Annotated in this window: 17 protein-coding genes and 1 pseudogene; 12 read left to right on the top strand and 6 right to left on the bottom strand. The window is 50.1% G+C overall.

All coding sequences use genetic code 11. The annotated features are described in order from the left end of the window. Positions 1 to 402 precede the first annotated feature (402 nt). Genes kduI through BLW29_RS11355 form a run of 5 tightly spaced genes read left to right on the top strand, consistent with a single transcriptional unit; the run spans position 403 to position 5817 of the window. Entirely contained in the window at positions 403 to 1236 is an 834-nt protein-coding gene (kduI, locus tag BLW29_RS11375; RefSeq protein WP_090979474.1) for a 5-dehydro-4-deoxy-D-glucuronate isomerase, read from the top strand. 33 nt (positions 1237 to 1269) lie between these two features. Continuing rightward, positions 1270 to 2037, top strand: coding sequence for a DeoR/GlpR family DNA-binding transcription regulator (locus tag BLW29_RS11370; RefSeq protein ID WP_090979472.1), 768 nt, complete (start codon positions 1270 to 1272; stop codon positions 2035 to 2037). 2 nt (positions 2038 to 2039) lie between these two features. Next, a complete protein-coding gene (gene kduD, locus BLW29_RS11365; protein WP_090979471.1) occupies positions 2040 to 2789 on the top strand; it encodes a 2-dehydro-3-deoxy-D-gluconate 5-dehydrogenase KduD in 750 nt (249 codons plus the stop codon). A 25-nt stretch (positions 2790 to 2814) separates the two neighbouring features. After that, the gene (locus BLW29_RS11360) at positions 2815 to 4656 is read left to right on the top strand and encodes a hypothetical protein (protein ID WP_090979470.1); all 1842 of its coding nucleotides are present in this window, start codon (positions 2815 to 2817) and stop codon (positions 4654 to 4656) included. 15 nt (positions 4657 to 4671) lie between these two features. After that, positions 4672 to 5817: a YyaL domain-containing protein gene (locus BLW29_RS11355; RefSeq protein WP_090979468.1), complete on the top strand. Its 1146-nt coding sequence runs from the start codon at positions 4672 to 4674 to the stop codon at positions 5815 to 5817. A 69-nt stretch (positions 5818 to 5886) separates the two neighbouring features. Here BLW29_RS11355 and BLW29_RS11350 read toward each other — a convergent pair whose 3' ends face one another. The 3 genes from BLW29_RS11350 to BLW29_RS11340 are packed head-to-tail and all read right to left on the bottom strand — an operon-like array spanning position 5887 to position 9350. After that, positions 5887 to 6966, bottom strand: a complete 1080-nt coding sequence (locus BLW29_RS11350; protein ID WP_090979466.1) for a Ger(x)C family spore germination protein — start codon at positions 6964 to 6966, stop codon at positions 5887 to 5889. Positions 6967 to 6975: 9 nt separating this feature from the next. After that, complete coding sequence (locus BLW29_RS11345; protein ID WP_090979464.1) at positions 6976 to 8034, bottom strand: GerAB/ArcD/ProY family transporter; 1059 nt, start codon at positions 8032 to 8034, stop codon at positions 6976 to 6978. Next, positions 8031 to 9350 carry a spore germination protein gene (locus tag BLW29_RS11340; RefSeq protein WP_090979462.1) on the bottom strand — a complete coding sequence of 440 codons (1320 nt, stop codon included), beginning with the start codon at positions 9348 to 9350 and terminating at the stop codon, positions 8031 to 8033. Before BLW29_RS11340 ends, BLW29_RS11345 begins: the two co-directional genes overlap by 4 nt. 141 nt (positions 9351 to 9491) lie before the next feature. On the opposite strand from BLW29_RS11340, the gene BLW29_RS11335 reads away from it, so the two are divergent. Together BLW29_RS11335 and BLW29_RS11330 are read left to right on the top strand one after the other, a co-directional pair. Next, the gene (locus BLW29_RS11335) at positions 9492 to 11435 is read left to right on the top strand and encodes an adenylate/guanylate cyclase domain-containing protein (protein ID WP_090979460.1); all 1944 of its coding nucleotides are present in this window, start codon (positions 9492 to 9494) and stop codon (positions 11433 to 11435) included. 89 nt (positions 11436 to 11524) lie between these two features. Continuing rightward, positions 11525 to 12313 carry a YhcN/YlaJ family sporulation lipoprotein gene (locus BLW29_RS11330; protein ID WP_090979458.1) on the top strand — a complete coding sequence of 263 codons (789 nt, stop codon included), beginning with the start codon at positions 11525 to 11527 and terminating at the stop codon, positions 12311 to 12313. Positions 12314 to 12409: 96 nt separating this feature from the next. Here BLW29_RS11330 and BLW29_RS11325 read toward each other — a convergent pair whose 3' ends face one another. Beyond that, positions 12410 to 13267, bottom strand: a complete 858-nt coding sequence (locus tag BLW29_RS11325) for a helix-turn-helix transcriptional regulator (RefSeq protein ID WP_090979456.1) — start codon at positions 13265 to 13267, stop codon at positions 12410 to 12412. A 172-nt stretch (positions 13268 to 13439) separates the two neighbouring features. Between BLW29_RS11325 and BLW29_RS11320 the strand changes: the two genes are divergently transcribed. Then, entirely contained in the window at positions 13440 to 14354 is a 915-nt protein-coding gene (locus BLW29_RS11320; protein ID WP_090979455.1) for a phytanoyl-CoA dioxygenase family protein, read from the top strand. Between the two features lie 314 nt (positions 14355 to 14668). Here BLW29_RS11320 and BLW29_RS11315 read toward each other — a convergent pair whose 3' ends face one another. Next, on the bottom strand, positions 14669 to 15055 hold the full coding sequence (locus tag BLW29_RS11315; RefSeq protein ID WP_090979453.1) for a retropepsin-like aspartic protease: 387 nt from the start codon (positions 15053 to 15055) through the stop codon (positions 14669 to 14671). 2 nt (positions 15056 to 15057) lie between these two features. Next, on the bottom strand, positions 15058 to 15300 hold the full coding sequence (locus tag BLW29_RS11310; protein WP_090979451.1) for a hypothetical protein: 243 nt from the start codon (positions 15298 to 15300) through the stop codon (positions 15058 to 15060). Between the two features lie 230 nt (positions 15301 to 15530). On the opposite strand from BLW29_RS11310, the pseudogene BLW29_RS11305 reads away from it, so the two are divergent. The 4 genes and pseudogenes from BLW29_RS11305 to BLW29_RS11285 all read left to right on the top strand — a co-directional run. After that, positions 15531 to 15680: pseudogene (locus tag BLW29_RS11305) on the top strand (LuxR C-terminal-related transcriptional regulator); the annotation flags it as partial. A 185-nt stretch (positions 15681 to 15865) separates the two neighbouring features. Then, positions 15866 to 16156: a hypothetical protein gene (locus BLW29_RS11300; RefSeq protein ID WP_090979447.1), complete on the top strand. Its 291-nt coding sequence runs from the start codon at positions 15866 to 15868 to the stop codon at positions 16154 to 16156. Between the two features lie 678 nt (positions 16157 to 16834). Next, positions 16835 to 17671 (top strand): ATP-dependent DNA ligase, encoded by an 837-nt coding sequence (locus BLW29_RS11290; RefSeq protein WP_177186587.1) that lies wholly within the window; start codon positions 16835 to 16837, stop codon positions 17669 to 17671. Between the two features lie 47 nt (positions 17672 to 17718). Continuing rightward, positions 17719 to 18120 (top strand): YhjD family protein, encoded by a 402-nt coding sequence (locus tag BLW29_RS11285; protein WP_090979443.1) that lies wholly within the window; start codon positions 17719 to 17721, stop codon positions 18118 to 18120. Position 18121: the final 1 nt, after the last annotated feature.

The raw sequence follows: 18121 nt of genomic DNA, 5'->3' as shown, positions 1-18121 counted from the left end.
CGAATGATTGCTGAGAGTTCTAGAATGGAACTCTCAGCAATCAAGCTAACTAATCCGGCTCATAGTGTCGCAGTGAAAGTTCCAAAGTGGAACTCTCACCGCAAAATCCGCGCCGAATGCGTGCTGAGAGTTCGAGAATGGAACTCTCAGCACTCAAGCTAAACTAATCCGGCTCATAGCGTGGATGAGAGAGTTCCAAAGTGAAACTCTCTCACATCCCAGTCCGCGCCTTAACCGCCCCGGGCCGCCGGTACTCATAGCCCTCGACTGTGGAGGCTCCCACAGGAAACGCATGCTTAGACAGATGCGTTTTTTGTTGTTGCCTAACAGACATCCTTCACTTAAAATGAACATATATATTACCAAATGAACTAATATGAACATAAGAGGAGATATGTCCACATGGAAATCCGCTATGCCTCGCATCCTAATGAAGTAAAGTCATTTGACACGACTCGTCTTCGCGAAGAATTTCTGATCGAACGGTTGTTTGCCGCTGACGAACTCAAGCTTAGCTACTCGCATGTGGATCGTTTTATTATCGGTGGTGCAGTTCCGGTCCATGGTCCGGTGAACCTCGCGGTCGATCCGGCAACGATAGGTGCGGCTACGTTTCTGGAGCGCCGGGAGATTGGGATTATTAATGTCGGCGGCAAGGGTACGGTTACGGTGGACGGAGAAGTCTATGCCATGGACAGCAAGGACTGTCTGTACATTGGCCGCGGCGCGAAGGAAGTCAGCTTCGCAAGCGAAGATGGCTCGCAGCCTGCGAAGTATTATTTGAATTCCGCTCCTGCACATCAGACATATCCGACTGTGAAAGCAGCGATTAGTGAAGCATCCCCCAACCATCTGGGCAGCTTGGAGAACTCCAATGAGCGAACCATCTACCGCTACATTCACACAGGCGGCATTCAGAGCTGTCAGCTCGTAATGGGCATGACATTGCTGAAGCCGGGAAGCATGTGGAATACGATGCCGTGCCATACGCATAACCGCAGGTCGGAAGTGTATTTCTACTTCGACATGCCGGATAACGGCGCGGTGTTTCATCTCATGGGCGAAGCGGCTGAAACCCGCCACTTGGTCGTGCGCAATGAGCAAGCGGTCATCTCCCCGAGCTGGTCAATTCACAGCGGCGTGGGGACGAACAGTTATACGTTCATTTGGGGGATGGCGGGAGAGAACCAGACCTTCGAGGACATGGACGCCGTCGCTATGAAAGACTTACGCTAAACAGACAATTCAGCATGAAAGTGATGGTTTCCGATGAACCCTTTGCGTAGATATGAGAAAATTATGGAAATACTGCTCGTCTCCCGAGAAGTGATGGTCACAGAACTCAGCGAGCAACTGCGGGTGACAGGCAAGACCATTCGCGAGGACTTAGCCAAGCTGGAACAGAAGGGGCTGCTGCAGCGCATTCACGGTGGAGCGGTCCTGGCACAGGAGAATCAGCTTGGCATCCTGTCGATGAAGCAAGAAGAAGCGCCATACGCAGCCGAGCATCAAGAGATTGCAGAGCTGGCGGTTTCGCTGATAGCAGCCAACGAGGTTATTGCCCTCGATGGCGGCCGCACAACGCTTGCGATTGCCAAGCTGCTGCCGGATGAGCCGCTGACGGTCGTCACGAATGATCTTTCTATTATTGCGGAGTTGGCTAGAAGAACGTCGATTCGTTTGGTCGTACCGGGCGGCTATCAAATTCGCAATATGCTGATCGGAGCCGAGGCGGCGGCCTATATTCGCAGGCTGAACATTGCCAAAGCGTTCCTCTCCGCAACAGCCATCCATCCTCAGTCCGGGTTTACGATCTACTCCGGCGAATCGGCAGACATTAAGCGGGCATGGCTGGAGACAGCCAAGACCTCCTACGTCGTGGCGGATCATTATAAATTCGGTCAAGGCGCGCTCTTCACATTCGCGAAGTTAAGCGAGGTTAGCGCGATCATAACGGATTCCGGCATTTCGCGGGAGACAGCAGAGCAGTTCCGGCAAGAAGGAGCGACACTTCTTATAGGAGAGAAGGGAACATAAGGATGAGCTTTAATTTAACTGGCAAAACAGCACTGGTCACCGGTACTTCAGGCGGGATCGGCCAAGCAATCGCGGTCGGACTGGCTGAAGCGGGTGCTTCTATCGTGGCCGTCTCCGCTTCGAACAGCGACGAGACGGTTCACATGATTCGCAGCACAGGCGGACTTGCTTCCCAAATTTCTGCGGATTTAAGTCAGCTCGATCATTTAGAGCCATTGTTTCATGAAGCGGCAGCGTGTTTCGGCGGCATCGATATACTGGTCAACAATGCCGGAACGATTCGTCGCTCACCGGCAGTCGAGCATTCGCGTGCCGATTGGTTCGATGTCATCGACCTGAATATGAATGCCGTGTTCTTCCTCAGCCAAATGGCAGGCAACCATATGATTGCCAGGGGCAGCGGCAAAATCATCAATATCGCCTCGATGCTCAGCTTCCAAGGCGGCATTAATGTACCGGGTTATACGGCAAGCAAACATGCCGTTACCGGAATCACGAAGGCGCTCGCCAATGAATGGGGCGGCAAAGGCATTCAAGTGAATGCGATCGCGCCCGGATATATCGATACGCGTAATACGGCTCCGCTCATGGCCGATGAGAAGCGGAGACAAGCGATTCTGGAGCGGATTCCGGCAGGCAGATGGGGATTGCCGAAGGACTTGCAGGGACCTGCCGTGTTCCTTGCTTCGGCAGCATCCGATTATATGAACGGCCATGTCCTCTGCGTGGATGGCGGCTGGTTGGCACGCTAGTTCAAATCAGGCGGGAGGCGAGAGCGTGGCAGAGGTGATCGGTTGGACGAAGGATCAACTGTTGAGCGGGCTCGAAGAAGGACGTTCTGCCGAACGGTGTGTGTACGGAGAGGATGCAATAAGCGCTGCCAAGTGGCAGGAGATCGCAGGTTCACCTCATTTTGCAGACATGGTACGGGAAGTAGAGAAGGAAGAGCAGCTCCTGATCCAAGCGCCAATACCGGAGCTTACGCCTGAGCTGTATGCGCTCTATGAGAAAACCGGGAATCGGTTGCTGTACGAAGACGTCTACTTCCAGCGCAGAAGGCGGCTTGCAACCTTCGCGATTCTTCACTTCTTGTATCCGAGCGAGATACGTTACATCGCCTCGCTGGAGGAAATCATTGCGGCAATCTTAGAGGAGACGACTTGGTGCTTGCCGGCCCATATGAGAGGTCAGGCGATTGATCGCAACATCGATCTGTTCGCAGCTGAGACCGGCTTCGCGCTCTCAGAGATTCTAGCGATATCTGGTGAGGGGCATCTTTCTATTCCGCTTCAGGCTGCGATTCGTCGTGAAGTGGATCGGCGTCTGTTCCAGCGCTATCTGAGTGAGGGTCCCTATCACTGGGAAACGGCGGATCATAACTGGGCGGCGGTTTGCGCCGGGTCCATCGCTTCCGCTGCACTTCTCATAGAGTCGGATTCCGATCGAGCAGCCGCTATCCTGGAGAAAGCTATTGCCACTATGGGGCATTATCTGTCCGGCTTTGGCGAGGATGGCGCCTGCCTCGAAGGTCCGGGCTATTGGAATTACGGTTTCGGTTATTTCGTTGCGTTCGCTGATCTGCTGAACCGCGGAACCGGCGGCAAAGCGAACCTGCTCGACGACAACAAAGTGCGAGCCATTGCGCAGTTTCAGCAGCGCTGTTACCTGGCCGGCAACCGGCCTGCTAACTTCTCGGACGCTGTTCCGGTTGTGAATGTTCATCTCGGACTCTCGGATTATCTAGCCTCCAATTATGATGAAGTAAATTATCCTCCGCTGACCATTCGGGCGAGCTTCAGCGATGATCATTGCTGGCGTTTCGCCCATGCGCTGCGCAATTTCATCTGGCATCGACCGGAGGTTCCAAGAGCGGAGAGCTGGCTGTCCGGAAGCTGGTTTCTGCCGGATGCGAAGTGGCTTGTTTCCCGTTATACGACTACGGCGGGCCGCTTCGGGTTTGCAGCCAAAGGCGGCACAAACCACGAGCCGCATAACCATATCGATGTGGGCCATTTTATTCTGCTCGCGGATGAGGATCCGGCATTCGCGGCCGATCTTGGCAGCGGTGAATATACGGCCGACTACTTCGGCGCAGGGCGTTACGGCTATGATTGCAACGGGGCGCAAGGCCATTCGCTGCCGATCATCGGCGGGCATCTACAAGCAGTTGGCGCGCAAAGTGCAGCAACCGTTCTTGAAGCGCATACCGGTGAGGCAGAAGATCGCTTCGAATTGGAGCTGGCCTCGTGTTATCCAAGCAGCGGGTTGACCTCTTATCGGCGGCAATTCAGCTGGCAGAAGAGTTCCGAACGGCCCCTATTAGAGCTGCGGGATACGTTTTGTTTTAGCGGGAATCCAGCACCCATTACGGAGACGTTCATCACCCGCTCCAAGCCGGAAGTGATAGCTGATGGACGAATTAGCCTGCAAGGCGAACGCCATGCAGCTAGGCTTGAATACGAATCGGGCTGCTACGAGGTCCGGATCGAGGAGCGGACGTACTCGAACCACTTTGGTCAGGAAGAGAGCTTTACTCGCATTTACTTGGATCTAAGAGAAGATAGGATTAAGGGCGAAGCTGCAATTGAGCTTGTTTTTCAATTCACATTTCTAGAATAGGCAGGTGGGTATGGCATGGCGGAAACTGCAAATTCGGAATCTGTAGCTATTTCATGGGTGAATGAGGCGTGGGAGCAGACGATCCAGAAGGTGAAACGTACCAGTGTCCGAATCGGAGCCAACTTTCCACATGCAAGCCAAGGCGGCCGTTATGTATTGGAACAGCCGCAATGGTGGACGGCGGGATTCTGGCCGGGACTGCTGTGGCTGCTGCGTGATGGCAATCCGGAATTTCAAGCGCTTGCCGAGCAATGTGAGCTCAAGCTTGACGCTGTACTTGATGGCTTTGACCATCTTGATCATGATTCAGGTTTCATGTGGACGCTGACCAGCATCATCAATTACAAGCTGAGCGGCAGTGAAGCTTCGCGCAGACGAGCCTTCAAAGCGGCGAGCCATCTGGCAGGCCGATTTAATGTAAAGGGCAACTATATCCGCGCTTGGAATCCTTGGCGGGAAGGCGATAACAATGCTGGTCTGGCCATCATCGATTGCGCGATGAATTTGCCGCTGCTTTACTTCGCTTCGCGGGAAAGCGGTGATCCGCGTTATGCCCATATTGCGGAAGCGCATATGAGCACCGTGCTCGCGCATTTCATTCGCCCGGACGGATCAGTTCGGCATATCGTGCGCTTCGACCCTCAGACCGGTGAGGTTGCCGAATATATCGGCGGGCAAGGCTACGCGCCTGAATCCGCATGGTCACGAGGCACGGCTTGGGCAATCTATGGGCTTGCGCTGGCTGCTAAGCATACGGGCCGTCAAGATTACATAGAAGCGGCCCAGAGAGTCGCGCATTTCTTCCTCTCACAGCTGCCCGAGGATGCTGTCCCGGCCTGGGATTTCCGCGCGCCGCTTGAGACGCGAGCGCTTCGCGATTCTTCCGCCGGCGCATGCGCGGCATGCGGCTTGCTGTTAATCGCTGAACTTGTACCAGATGCGGAATCGCACAGCTACAGGCGAGCAGGTGAGCGCATATTGGAGTCGCTCTATCGGAATTACGGGGCCTTTGACGATGATCAGGAAGAAGGACTTATTTTGCACGGTACGAGTCATTATCCGGAGCGTAAGAATGTCGACGTACCGCTGATTTACGGCGACTATTATTTTGTAGAAGGTCTGGCGAGGCTCAGAGGGGACATCACGATTCCTTGGGAGTAGTAACTGTCCCGCAGCTATAGGAAATGTTGCATTTCACGCAGCAATTTCTCACTGTTCCCCCTACTCCACTCACTCTTCTCTCTCTAAATTTCCGAAATTATTAATGACCACTTTAACTTTGTAATTCACTTTCAGTTTCGGATAATAGTCGGTACGCCAACGCTTCAGCTCTTCGAGCTGTAGCTTGTTTCTAAAATGATTCCCAAATCCAAGAGGGTCGCTCTTGAATCGCTGCAGTTTGGCAGTTAAGCGATAGAGCTGATCGGTCATATACTTTTCCATTTCTGCTGTCAATTCCTCTTCGGAAGCATCCTCTCTGCTTTCGGTGAGGGCAGCTTTTACGTATAGAGTGCCATCTAAGGTCGGTCCATCTTGTGTTAATCGAGCCTTCCATTTCATTTTGGCGTTCAGAATCATCAGATTTGCACTCTTTAGAACCTCGATTGCCGCACCGTGGAACCGGTTTGTAACCACGTTAGCGAACATGGTCTCTTCCTGCCCAATGCGTGCCACCATCTTTCCTTCTCGCATGACAGCGGATCCGGGGAAGTTGAGTACCGTTTCCTTACCGGGACGAATGATGGGGATAATCACGTCTTGGGTGTAGGATTTCGTGGATTCATAGGCTTCCCACATTTTGGTTTTGGCGGTTTTAGGTGTCCAGCCGGCCGCTTTATTGGAGAATTTCAGAAAAGTCGTCACATCGGATTTAATGGCTTTATTCGTATTGGTAAACAGCTCTTTCATATTCGCATCCGTTATGGCTACTAAGGATCGAGGTGGAATGCCTCTAGTTCGGACGGCATTATTGAATTCTTCCTCCAGCCCTTCGTGTGCAACGGATTCATGAAAAACGACCATCTCGATATCTAACAAGTCAATATAGTTCTCGATGTTGATTTTCATATTATCGAAGGCTAAACCAATCGAACTGGATTCTTGGGAGACCGTCTTGATGGAGAATGTATCCTCTGCAGGAATCGGTATTTGGAGGGTGACGTTATAAGCTTGAGATTCCCCTTTGCCAATGCCGATGATGACGGGCATCGTTCGAAGATTAATGTCGTGGCTGTCCCAACATCCGCTCAGGAGCAGAGGAAAAGTGAGACATACGAGAAGACATGCTGGTTTACATGTTCGAAAGATCATTGCGTCAGTTCATCTCCTAGGCCGCACTTGTCTTCGGTAATAAGTCCCTGCCAGCGCAATGGCTAACACGAGTCCAAATCGTGCAGGGGCACCCCATTCCGATAATTTCTCCAGATCTCCCATGTTTACAACAAGCATGGCTAAACACAGGGCAAGCACAGAGATCGTGATGGGACTCGCGATCCATTTGGTGAATCTCGAGGAACGACTGGCAAGCGATCGAGTAAGCCAGAGCAGACCGGTGACGTTCAATAGCGTACTCAATAAGACAGCCATCACATAAAACATGGATAGCCGATCGAAGAAAAACCAATTGACCCGAATGGAATCCAGAACAATAATAAGCGGGTATCGCAAAGGGGCTGCGCCTTCGTGTCCAAACATACCAAGCGGGATATAAACGACGATCAGATAAAAGAACAAGGACAGGCACCAAGCTCCCCACAACCAGCGTTTGGAGTTTTGGGAAAGCGGGCCAAAAAATCCGATCACGCCGATCGTATGCGAGAAGATAAAGAACAGGGGCAGTATCTTCGCGTCCCCCATGAACGCTAATGTAGGGTTGAGCGGACTAATCATATCTAGGGATAGATTGCCGTACACACTCGCAAGGCTGATCATGACAAGTGGAAGTCCGAATAACCCGGCCAGCAGGGAAAGCCGTAATAACGAGTTTCGCCCGGCATACGAAATACACAAAGACGAAATTAGCAGGAGTGCCATTAACACCCAAATCGGCGTATTCGGTAGAAATAACATTTTGAGTAATTGGGAGTGGCCTCGAATGATGATGGTGATGACAAGAACGTTGCTGATGGTTATCAACCAGAGCCAGAAGATTCGGGCTGCCGTTCTTGCCTGTAAGAAACAAAGGAGCAAGTCTGCCTTCTCCTCCTTCAATCCACCAACCATCAAACGAAGCAAGATGCCTTGGAGCAGCCATCCCAATACGACTGTCATCCAATGTCCGGAGGGCTGAGACTGAATAACACTTTGCGGAAAAATAAACATGAGCAGACCATATTGAAGCACGATAAATAACACGGAAATGGAGATACCTTGCTTCATTTGTTCGGTTTTCCTCCTCTCAGAGCGGTGGTTGGCACAAACGGTTTATGGAGCACGGTGGTATTGCTGAGGAGAGATAGAAGCAAATATAAGCCGCACACGATCCCTAAAGGGCCGAACAATGCCGCAAAAAATAGCATGATATATCGCCACAGCCGAACCGTGAGCGCGAATTGATAGCCAATTATCGTGAAGTTAGCGATCGTAGAAGCCGCCAGTACGATAATCAGTAAATTGCTGACCAGCTTAGCCTCGACAACCGCTTGACCGAGAATGATCCCCCCTACCATTGTCATGGCTGGACCGATGCTCTTAGGCAAGCGGACGATCGCTTCCAGGAGCATTTCAATGATGAAAAACAAGATGAGCGCTTCCGTAAGCGAAGGATAAGGCACGCCTACGCGGCTTTGGGCGATGGAATAAATCAATTCCAGCTTCATGACATCCGGATTGATCGAAACTAAAGCAACGTAAGCGGCAGGTGCAATGATAGCGATGAGCGCGCCAAGGACCCGGAAGAAAATGAGCATAATTGAAAGAACAGAAGGCAGGTCAAGATCCGTATCCAAAATAAACAAGTCGGCAAGATGGACAGGAATGATGATCGCTTCCGGGTAACCTTCGATGAGCAGCGCAATCCGACCTTGTTTCAGATAATGGCAGGTCTCATGCGGCGACTCCGTTCGGTTATAGCAAGGGAGCGGACTCCATAACGGCTGCTGCCGGAGCCACTTGGCCACTTGCCTTGTAGACGTGAAATCTTCGTTGGCATGGGCACGAATGGCTGCTTCGCATTCCGCGAGCAACGCCGCATCTACTGAATGATCGAGCGATAAAATGATCATGCGCTGCTTATGCGTAGAGCCTACGAGCACAAGAGACTGCTTCAAATGCGCGGAACGAAGCTCATTACGGATCAAGCCAACATTCGTCATCATGTCTTCAATGAAGCCGGTTTGGGAGGAAATGAGGATATTTTGATTGTTAGGCGTATTGATGGATCGGTTCAAATTCTGAGACAGGGGCTGTATCCAAATCGCTTCCGAACCGTTTGAGCTAAAGAGAAGGGCTCGTCCTTCCAACAGGCCTTGAACATGCTCTTCTGCCTTAGCTGCTTCATCTGCGCCAAGTGTCCACTTCAACTGCTCCCACGTATAGGCCTCCGCAGAAGCGATTTCCTTCAGCCGCCACACGGTTGCGGCGACATCGACGAGACTCGATAGGGCGAATAGCTCTGCATGCTTGCCCCCGAGCAGAATATGCTGATGTTGAAAATCGGGACTCTTCGCAAATGTTTCGATGACATGTTTCACCATTACTCACCACCTGTGGGTAGTATTGGTAAAAGCCGCCGAAATTATGAATCTGGCAGGCTTGTTTATGCTACTGATTGTCACACTTTTCCTTTATGATAAAGAGAGAGTTAGGCAAGAACCGCCAAAAGGGGCTGAGTCCTATTGAGTCAAGCGTCTGAAATGAGTACGGCTTCGATCCGTTTAACGATGGAGAAGCAATTCCCGCAGCCCAAATCCCGAGTGTGGCAGATTTTATCCGATACGAATCGTCTTAATCGAGCGATCGGACTAGACCCGGTGAACAAGCAGAAGCATAAGCCGAAGTCTGTCAGCCGCACGTTGAAATCGAAGGCGCTTCAGCTCATCCCGATGGAGTGGGAGGAGTATCCTTTTGAATGGACACATGAGCAGTGGTACGAGGTGTTTCGTCACTATGCCAAAGGACCAATGAGCAAATTCCGTTCAGGCATACAGTTGAAAGCTGTTGAAGTAGCAGGGGAAGAACATACGATGGTTACGCTTTATTCGACGATCATACCTGCGTCGGCTGTGATGCATCTCCCTGTTAAACTCATTGCTCAGCAATCGATGCACAAAACATTTCGTTACATAGAATCATCTATCGTTGCAGCTGTGGCCGCAGGGAACCAAGCCGTTGTCATGAGAGCTAACGCGGACGCTCAAGTGAACGCTCAAGTAAACGCTAGTCACGATCACAAAGTTAACGACAGCAAGCTTAATCACGTGCTGGAGCAGCTTGATGAGCTTGGCTTTAGCGGCGCTCCGGTTGAACGCCTGGCTGACCTTATCAGGCGCAGTGATGATCAAGACGTGGCGGATATTCGCCCATACGTCCTTGCGAAGGAGTGGCAATTGCCGCGAAGCGAAGTGCTGAAGCTGATGCTTCATGGCACTAGACTTGGTTTATTTAATTTGGAATGGCGATTGATCTGCCCGAATTGCCGTGTGGCGGAATCGTCCTCGGACAAGCTGGCTGCCATTACGGAAAGTTATCATTGCGATTACTGCGGTATTCAGTATGAGGTGATGTTTGATCGCTATGTGGAATTGTGCTTCTCGGTTCATCCTGAGGTTAGGCGTGCTGTACGGTCCGTTTATTGCGTAGGAGCGCCTGCGATGGCCCCACATATTCATACGCAGCGGTTGATACGCATCGGCGAGTCGATTCGGATGGAGCTGCCCGAGCAGGCCATTGATTGGAGACTGCGTGTTCTTCGCAGCAATGAGCGGCTTGAGGTAAGGCTGTCAGAGCAGTCTGAGGGGTCGAAGGTTAATGCTGAGGTGGAAGGAAATGCGGGGAGCGTTATTTTGGCCGAACATGGGTGGGTGCAAGAGGGGATTCATGGAACAACCGGAGGGTGGATAACGATAACCAATAAGCGTGATATTGACGTGATGGTCGTTCTGGAGCGTGAAGGTTGGGATGATGTCGTTGCGACGGCTTCCCAAGTTACGATGTTCCCCGAATTCCGCGCTCTGTTTGCATCCGATGTTCTGGCTCCGGGTCAACAGGCAGGCGTTTCGAGTTTAACGGTACTGTTTACCGATCTGTGCGGATCAACCGCGTATTACGAAAGTGTCGGTGACGCCAGCGCTTACGGCTATGTAAGGCAGATGTTCGAGTTTCTGTCGGAGCAGGTGCAGCAGCATGGAGGCGTAGTTGTCAAAACGATCGGCGATGCGGTAATGGCCGTGTTCGACAGTCCGGAAGCAGGCTTTAGAGCGGCGCTGAACATTCAGCAGGACTGGCATTCGTTGAAAGGGCTCGACCTGCGAATCGGACTTCATCATGGACCGGCGGTGACGGTTGGGATGAACGGTCGGAATGATTATTTTGGACGGACAGTCAATATGGCGGCGCGGATTCAAGCCATCGGCGGTCCTCGAGAAATCGTGCTTGAGGCGGGACTTCTTGCGCAGCTCGGCGGACAACAAAGGAACGAAACGTTTACGGTGACGGATCCGTTCGTTGTGGACCTTAAAGGGATGCTTGAACCGGTTCAACTGGTGCGCGTTCTGTTCGTACAGCATGAAGCTGCAGAGGCGGAAACGAAAGAAGCGGAAGCGGAGAAGGTGCCCACCTAAAAACTTGCCAGCATAGCTCATCCCCGTTCGGCTAACCCTATAAACGGGCCGCATCAATTCGGTTCATACGAAACGGAGGATGAGATGGAATGCAGCGAAAATGGGCAGTGCTCGCAGCCGGCGCGATGTTGACGACGATACTGACAGGCTGTATGGATAAACAAGGGGACCTTGGCAACCGCAACATCCGCAATAACAGTATCGCTTATGACATGAACGGCAACCGAATCATCAATTCCAGATTCGCGAACGATCAAATGAACGAAATGAATCGGGTGGACGGACATCGATTAAACAGCAATAATATTATCGGTCTCCACAAAAACTACAGGCTCGAAATGAGCAAGGAGATCTCTGATCGGCTCGAAAGCTTGCCTGAAGTGAACAAAGCTCATGTGATGCTGACCGATGATAACGCCTATGTCGGCGTTTCGCTGAAGGATAAGTCGGAGATGAAGGGCATGGGCACGCGTGCAATGAACGTTCCTTCTGCACCGACTCCGCTTAGTCGTACACAGCGAGCCTATCAGCGTCCAAACATGAATACTGGCACGATGGGTACGAAAATCAGTGCAATTGCTACCGGTCCGAACATGCTGCGGGTCTATAACACCAATCCGGCACCAACGGTTCCTAGTGCTCCGAGTCGGATGACGCGGGATGCAGACGTGACCGGCGGCTTGAAAGACCGGATTGCCAATGAAGTCAAACAGATGGCGCCAACAGTTAAGAATGTATACGTCTCAGCGAATCCGGAATTCTTCGATCGCATGGACGCTTACATGAGCGATGTGAAGCTTGGTCATCCGATTCAAGGCTTCATCGCTGAATTTAACGCCATGGTGGACCGTGTTTTCCCGCATAGATCCGGATCTTAATTCAAGGCGTTATTACTAGTTACTATGAGCATTTAAGCGGCAGCCCATTCACGTACTCTGACGTGAATGGGCTTCTGTTCTCTTCTTTGCATGAAGTTAAGTCACCATGGAGGAACAAAACTGACTGAAGCTTGTACCCATCTTGTTCTTGAACATACGGCCGAACGTATGCACATCCGCATAACCTACGGCATTGGCTATTTCTCCGATCGACATATTCGTTTGAATGGCTAGTTCCTTGGCTCGTTCAATCCGTACGCGCGTTAAATACTCGAATGGTGTCATGCCGAAAACATGGCGGAATTTAATGATAATATAATTGCGGCTGAGCCCCGACATGGCTTCCAGCTCATGATGCTGAATGTTCCCGCTGTAGTGATTGGCGATGTAATTTCGGATGAGCACCATTTTGGTCTTTATCTTCTGCTGCCCCTCCGTCTTCGTTTCTTGTTCCTGCTTGATGCCCGAGAGATCGGCCAAAATTTGCATCAGAAGTCCTTGACACTGTGTATGGTGGGTAAGTCCGGGCTGATGATAGTGAGTAATCAGCTGCGTAAGCTTTTTCTCGATGTCATGGCCTGCGAAATTGCCCAAGAAACGTTCCTCGCCAAGCATTCGTTCAACGGGATAGTTCGTCTCTCCGAAGTCGAATAGGATGGAGATACAAATATATTTTTCCCCTGGAATCGTGTGTACTTCATGAGCTTGCAATGGGGAGTGATAGATCAGATCGCCTCGGCGTGTCGTGTAGGTTTGATCCTCAATCCGATATTCGGCGGCGCCTTCAACAACATATTGGAATTGATAATTATTCAACATGCGTCTTGCGATATCCCATTGCTGCGGCGCGTGAAACAAATGGGCGAGCGTGATGTAAGGGGGATGAAAATATAAACCTGCGACATGTTCGGGCAGCGTGTGATGGTAGTAGGGGACTTTGGTCGGCGTATTCATTGGTCGTGTCACCTCGGCGGGGTTAGGGTAGGTGCTGACTGTTCAAGTTTACTATCGCAATTTCGTGTGATTTCTGCAACCTCTTTGTTACTTTCAACTACATACACCTTTCGTCCATATCCCTTATACTTAGCTGAGAAGCACTCATTACCTATGAGGGAGTGGAGCATAAATGGGCACTATCAAGGTGGAAATGCCGTTCGTCGATGCAAGGGCGCAGGAGAGTATTACGGAGGAACAGGCGCAGTTTTTCTTGGATAATGGTTTTCTTGTCATTCGGAATGTGGTCGTTGGCGAAGAATTGAAAGTGGTGCAGAACGACATGCAAGCGCTCTACGAGAAAGGTGCCGCAGGTGCAGATGGCGACCCGGACTTTATGTATGGGGTTGGTGTGAAATCAGGCCAATCGATCTTAAAGCGCGTCGAATATGTCATTGCTAAAAGCCATCCGATGAAGGTGCTGCTCGGTCATCCGTTTATATTGCGCTCTGTGGAGAAGCTGCAGGGCCGGAACTTCATCGCCACCTGGGATTCCATGGTGTTGAAGGCGCCGAACGAAGGCATTATCGTGCCGTGGCATCGCGACGCTGCGGTACCGGACGGCTGTGAGGATGCGCGTCCGATCTTCAATGTGGATTTCTATCTGGATGAAGCGGATCTGCAAACCTGCTTATGGGTTATTCCGGGGAGTAATAAGTGGAGTAAAGAGGAAGCCGATCAACGCTGCAAGCAGCCCGGCTTCACGACGGAGGATGCGATTCCGGTTCCGATGCAGCCCGGAGATGTGATCTTCCACAATATCGAAGTGCTGCACGGCTCGCCTGCAGGTGACGGCAACCCGCTGCGCCGCACCGTTTACTACGAATTCCGTCCCGGCGAGATCGAAGCCGATTTCGGCCCGCACACGCTGGAGTACTTGTCGCTCAAACAGCATGTGCTGCTGGACTGCATCGAGCGCCGCAAAGTCGCGTCGTACGCGCAAGGCGAAGCGCCATTCGCGTATGAGCCGGGCGGCGCATTCGCGATCCGCGCGCCGAAGCAGCCGGCGCAGTATCGCTACGCGCACGAAATGTACTGGCGCCGATAGGCGCTTATGTGAGCCTGGGGCCCGGTCGCGTTGTTGCGGCCGGGCTTTTTGTTATGGGTGGTGAATATCCACCCATATTTCGCCGCCGGGAGGTAACTGAGAATGCCTCCGTCGCGGCGGTATCTGAGAGTCGGGAAACCCGACTCTCACCACCAAAACCGCTGAAAAAAGAAGCTGAGAGTCGGAAAACCCGGCTCTCAGCCCTCAAACTAACCCAATTAACCCCTCCGCGGTAACTGAGAGTCGGGAAACCCAACTCTCACCGCCAAAACCGCTGAAAAAAGATGCTGAGAGTCGGAAAACTCGACTCTCAGCTATTTTACGGAAGATGGCAAGTACAGAACGCATTTATCCATGTCTATAATGAAACCGTAAGTTTTCAAAATATCCAGACCGAGCAGTCCTTTGTGTGATTTAGGGAGGATGCCCACATCGACTTCCACCGACTCAATTTTGAATGTGTCGATCTCAATATATTCCATGATCTTCGTGTAAAAAGGTACTGAGCCACCAATACCATAGGCTTCATAAACCGAATCTCCATTTTCATAAGTAACTCCGATTTCTTCCAGAACATCAGGGCTGAATATGGTGTGTGAAGAGCCTGTGTCAATGATAACATCGGAAATTTGCAGACATTGACCACGATAACAAACATTGATTATGGCTGTAAGTAGTTGTCCATCATAAGATATTTTCAAATTTAACGCCTCACTCTTAACAACGGATCTTTGCGCAGGTGAATAACGCATTCCTCGTTAGAGGTATGATAGACGACGTTTCCCGGTGCTGCGCTGAAAAACTCTTTGTTGGCGTCACGCTCCGAAATGGCCTTGACAGGTGCTACTTCTGTTACTACTTTTTTATCTTCTTCCTCACGGTAATCCAATATCGAAAGCAGTACAAATTGGTCGGGAAACAATTCTCTGACTTGCTGCCATTTCATTGTAGATCCCTCCTGTAAATTCTTGTTCTTATTATTGATTTTATCACAGATGGGTTAAATTTGAGTATCAATCCAGGGATAGCATAGGCATCCGTCATGGAGCGACAAATACCCGCCCATTTTTTCAAGATACCGCACCACTACAGGCGCCTGATCATAATATAATTTGACTGTATCCCTTAACCTTGTTAAACCATAAAAACCCGAGCAAGGAGGGGTGACAAACATCAATGGGTAGCGACCAGAAGAGCAAGTTCTTATTAACTCATCGTGAACGCGAGGTTTTCGAGCTGCTTGTGCAGGATAAAACCACAAGGGATATCGCACAGCAACTGTTCATCAGCGAGAAAACTGTTCGAAACCACATCTCCAACGTGATATAGTTTGAAACACGGAACAATTATATCGCCTGATGAGCCCGCAGCATAAGCGGACGAAACCTAGCCACCACCAACTGGCGCGATGGTCGCGGATCCCGCACCGAGCTGGCTTTGCAAAGCCGGCCTTTACATATAATTCGATCATTGACAATTACATATTGATAAAAAGGTTGGGTGACAATTTCATGGATGATGCTATAACGGTTAAGGACTTAATAGCCTATTTGCAGAAGCTGCCACAAGATGCGGAGTTATTTGCCTATAACGAGCGAGGTGGATTTTTCTCAATTGATTCGCCAGATGATCTGGCTACATATTTTCAGATGAGCGAAGATGGCACTGTGCTGAATTTCGATTATGGACGTTATCTGGCCGATGACAGCAAGCGCATCTCTGAGGGGAAAGAATGGTTGGACTATTATGAACCCAAAGATCTCAAACTGGCGTTGGAATTAGTACTGGAGAAAAGGGCTTGAGTAAAATGCTCATTTTCTGTCCTACGACTGCCACCTATAAGTGAGAAGGTAAACAACCCTTCGAAATCATCACCAAACGATCATAACCATTGGTTATACAGGCAGAACGTATGTTTGGGGTATGATTACAGCACAAGCCCTTTCTGCTCTCGCTGGCGGGCACCAGTAATATCTAAATGACTGCTTGCAGAATTCCTATTCAATATAGGATAATTTCACTAAGAAATTACTCAGTGGTGAGGGTGAATAAATTTGTTGAGAGCAGCGCTTAAGGATATATACAATTTCAGAATTAAGCCAGTAAACAAGTTCGATGGAAGACTCGTTATAGAAGCCGGCGATACTTATGTGAAATGCGACTCTTGCTCCAATGGCAAAATGCGGAACAGTAAAAGTGACACACCGACCTTCAAGGTAATTACATTCTCATGCACTAGCTGTTCGATGACTGAGGATATTTATATTAAAAGCAGGAAAATCAGTGGGATGATGCTCACTGTTGGAGATGAATATACTTTCTTTAGTGTTAAAAATAAGAAGCTGCACTCTGTCTTAGGAACAGTCAAATATTGAAGTATGATGAGGTACCAACTAACTAGTGGTCCCTCTTTTTCTTTGCCCACAAATTCCCGCAATTTATTAGACTCCGAGGGTTTATAATGGAATAGGGTGATGAAAATGTTTATTTCTCCAATGTTGCTGCAGTACGCTCCAAACAACAGGGCATATGACAAACGCAACCACATCGCTGAGATGAAGTTCGACGGCATCCGGTTGATCGTATCGAACATGGATGAACTGAAGCTGTATACTCGGCACAACAACGATGTATCTGCAAAGTTTCCAGAACTGCATAAACCACCATTCCCGCAAGGCACAATACTTGACGGGGAACTGGTTGTAATTGATAAACAAGGAAAGCCTGATTTCGAAGAAATGATGTCGCGGTTCCAGTCAAAGACGAGCAAGACGAAAGTCACGTTCTGTGCCTTTGATATTCTCCGGCACCGCGGGATCGATGTGACAGGTTTGCCGCTTGCACGGAGGAAAGCACTGCTTGCTGAAGCTTTCCGAGATAATGAGTACTATACCAAGGTTCAAGTGTCTAACGGCAGCATTATCGACTATTTCGAAGCGGTGCAGCTGCATGGGCTTGAAGGCATAGTAATCAAGGATTTGAATTCGAGGTATAAGGTTGATACCCGATCGCCATCTTGGCAGAAGGTAATCAACTGGACCGAAGCTGAGGTTTACTTGACTGGCTATAAGAAGAACGAATTCGGCTGGCTTACTTCGGTAGAAGACAACGGACGGATCCGGCCGGCGGGCATCGTCGAGTTCGGAGTGAACGATGACCACAAGAAGGCATTCCGGAGTGTAGTTGATAAGTTGGCCATTAAGGACGATAAGGATTTCGTCCACTTGCAGCCGGTTATCAAGGCTCGAGTGAAGACGAGGAACTGGACGAAGAATGGAATGCTTCGCTCACCTGTATTCATGGAATTCATTCTCTAATTGATTTAAGAACAATTGTTCGCATATAATACCCATGAGGTGACATTATGGGCGGCGTACAATTAGCTACTAAAGAAGAACTGGAAATGATCCGAGACAGTTGTCTGTTGCCCATGCTTCTGGATGTGGTCGAGAAGCAGCGCAAAAAAATGGAACGTACAAACCAGCCTCTCAAGGCACTTTTCCTAGCTACTAACGAGCACCTGCTTGATTTAATCCATGAGGATCTCGTTGAAATACGGCGGCAGCTTAAGCATGCTGATATTAAGGTGTGGGCTCTGCATGAAAAAACTAGCGAAGCCGCAATTTGGTATCGGTACAAATGCCGAGGCTACCAGAACGATTTTGGTATTATGCACTTTGTAATTAAAACGGATCTCCAAATTAAGCTTGGAAAGTACGTAGCGCGTGCGGAGATGGGTTTGTCGAGAGTTCATTCTCTGAAATAAT

The organism is Paenibacillus sp. CF384 (assembly GCF_900106745.1).
Taxonomy (GTDB): domain Bacteria; phylum Bacillota; class Bacilli; order Paenibacillales; family Paenibacillaceae; genus Paenibacillus_Z.
This window is presented reverse-complemented; position numbering and strand designations above follow the sequence as displayed.

What these genes read in the sequence shown, in the direction of transcription:
- kduI (WP_090979474.1), top strand. Translation starts at nt 403, where the DNA reads ATGGAAATCCGCTATGCCTCGCATCCTAATGAAGTAAAGTCATTTGAC.
- BLW29_RS11370 (WP_090979472.1), top strand. Translation starts at nt 1,270, where the DNA reads ATGAACCCTTTGCGTAGATATGAGAAAATTATGGAAATACTGCTCGTC.
- kduD (WP_090979471.1), top strand. Translation starts at nt 2,040, where the DNA reads ATGAGCTTTAATTTAACTGGCAAAACAGCACTGGTCACCGGTACTTCA.
- BLW29_RS11355 (WP_090979468.1), top strand. Translation starts at nt 4,672, where the DNA reads ATGGCGGAAACTGCAAATTCGGAATCTGTAGCTATTTCATGGGTGAAT.
- BLW29_RS11350 (WP_090979466.1), bottom strand. Translation starts at nt 6,966, where the DNA reads ATGATCTTTCGAACATGTAAACCAGCATGTCTTCTCGTATGTCTCACT.
- BLW29_RS11345 (WP_090979464.1), bottom strand. Translation starts at nt 8,034, where the DNA reads ATGAAGCAAGGTATCTCCATTTCCGTGTTATTTATCGTGCTTCAATAT.
- BLW29_RS11340 (WP_090979462.1), bottom strand. Translation starts at nt 9,350, where the DNA reads ATGGTGAAACATGTCATCGAAACATTTGCGAAGAGTCCCGATTTTCAA.
- BLW29_RS11330 (WP_090979458.1), top strand. Translation starts at nt 11,525, where the DNA reads ATGCAGCGAAAATGGGCAGTGCTCGCAGCCGGCGCGATGTTGACGACG.
- BLW29_RS11325 (WP_090979456.1), bottom strand. Translation starts at nt 13,267, where the DNA reads ATGAATACGCCGACCAAAGTCCCCTACTACCATCACACGCTGCCCGAA.
- BLW29_RS11320 (WP_090979455.1), top strand. Translation starts at nt 13,440, where the DNA reads ATGGGCACTATCAAGGTGGAAATGCCGTTCGTCGATGCAAGGGCGCAG.
- BLW29_RS11310 (WP_090979451.1), bottom strand. Translation starts at nt 15,300, where the DNA reads ATGAAATGGCAGCAAGTCAGAGAATTGTTTCCCGACCAATTTGTACTG.
- BLW29_RS11300 (WP_090979447.1), top strand. Translation starts at nt 15,866, where the DNA reads ATGGATGATGCTATAACGGTTAAGGACTTAATAGCCTATTTGCAGAAG.
- BLW29_RS11290 (WP_177186587.1), top strand. Translation starts at nt 16,835, where the DNA reads ATGTTTATTTCTCCAATGTTGCTGCAGTACGCTCCAAACAACAGGGCA.
- BLW29_RS11285 (WP_090979443.1), top strand. Translation starts at nt 17,719, where the DNA reads ATGGGCGGCGTACAATTAGCTACTAAAGAAGAACTGGAAATGATCCGA.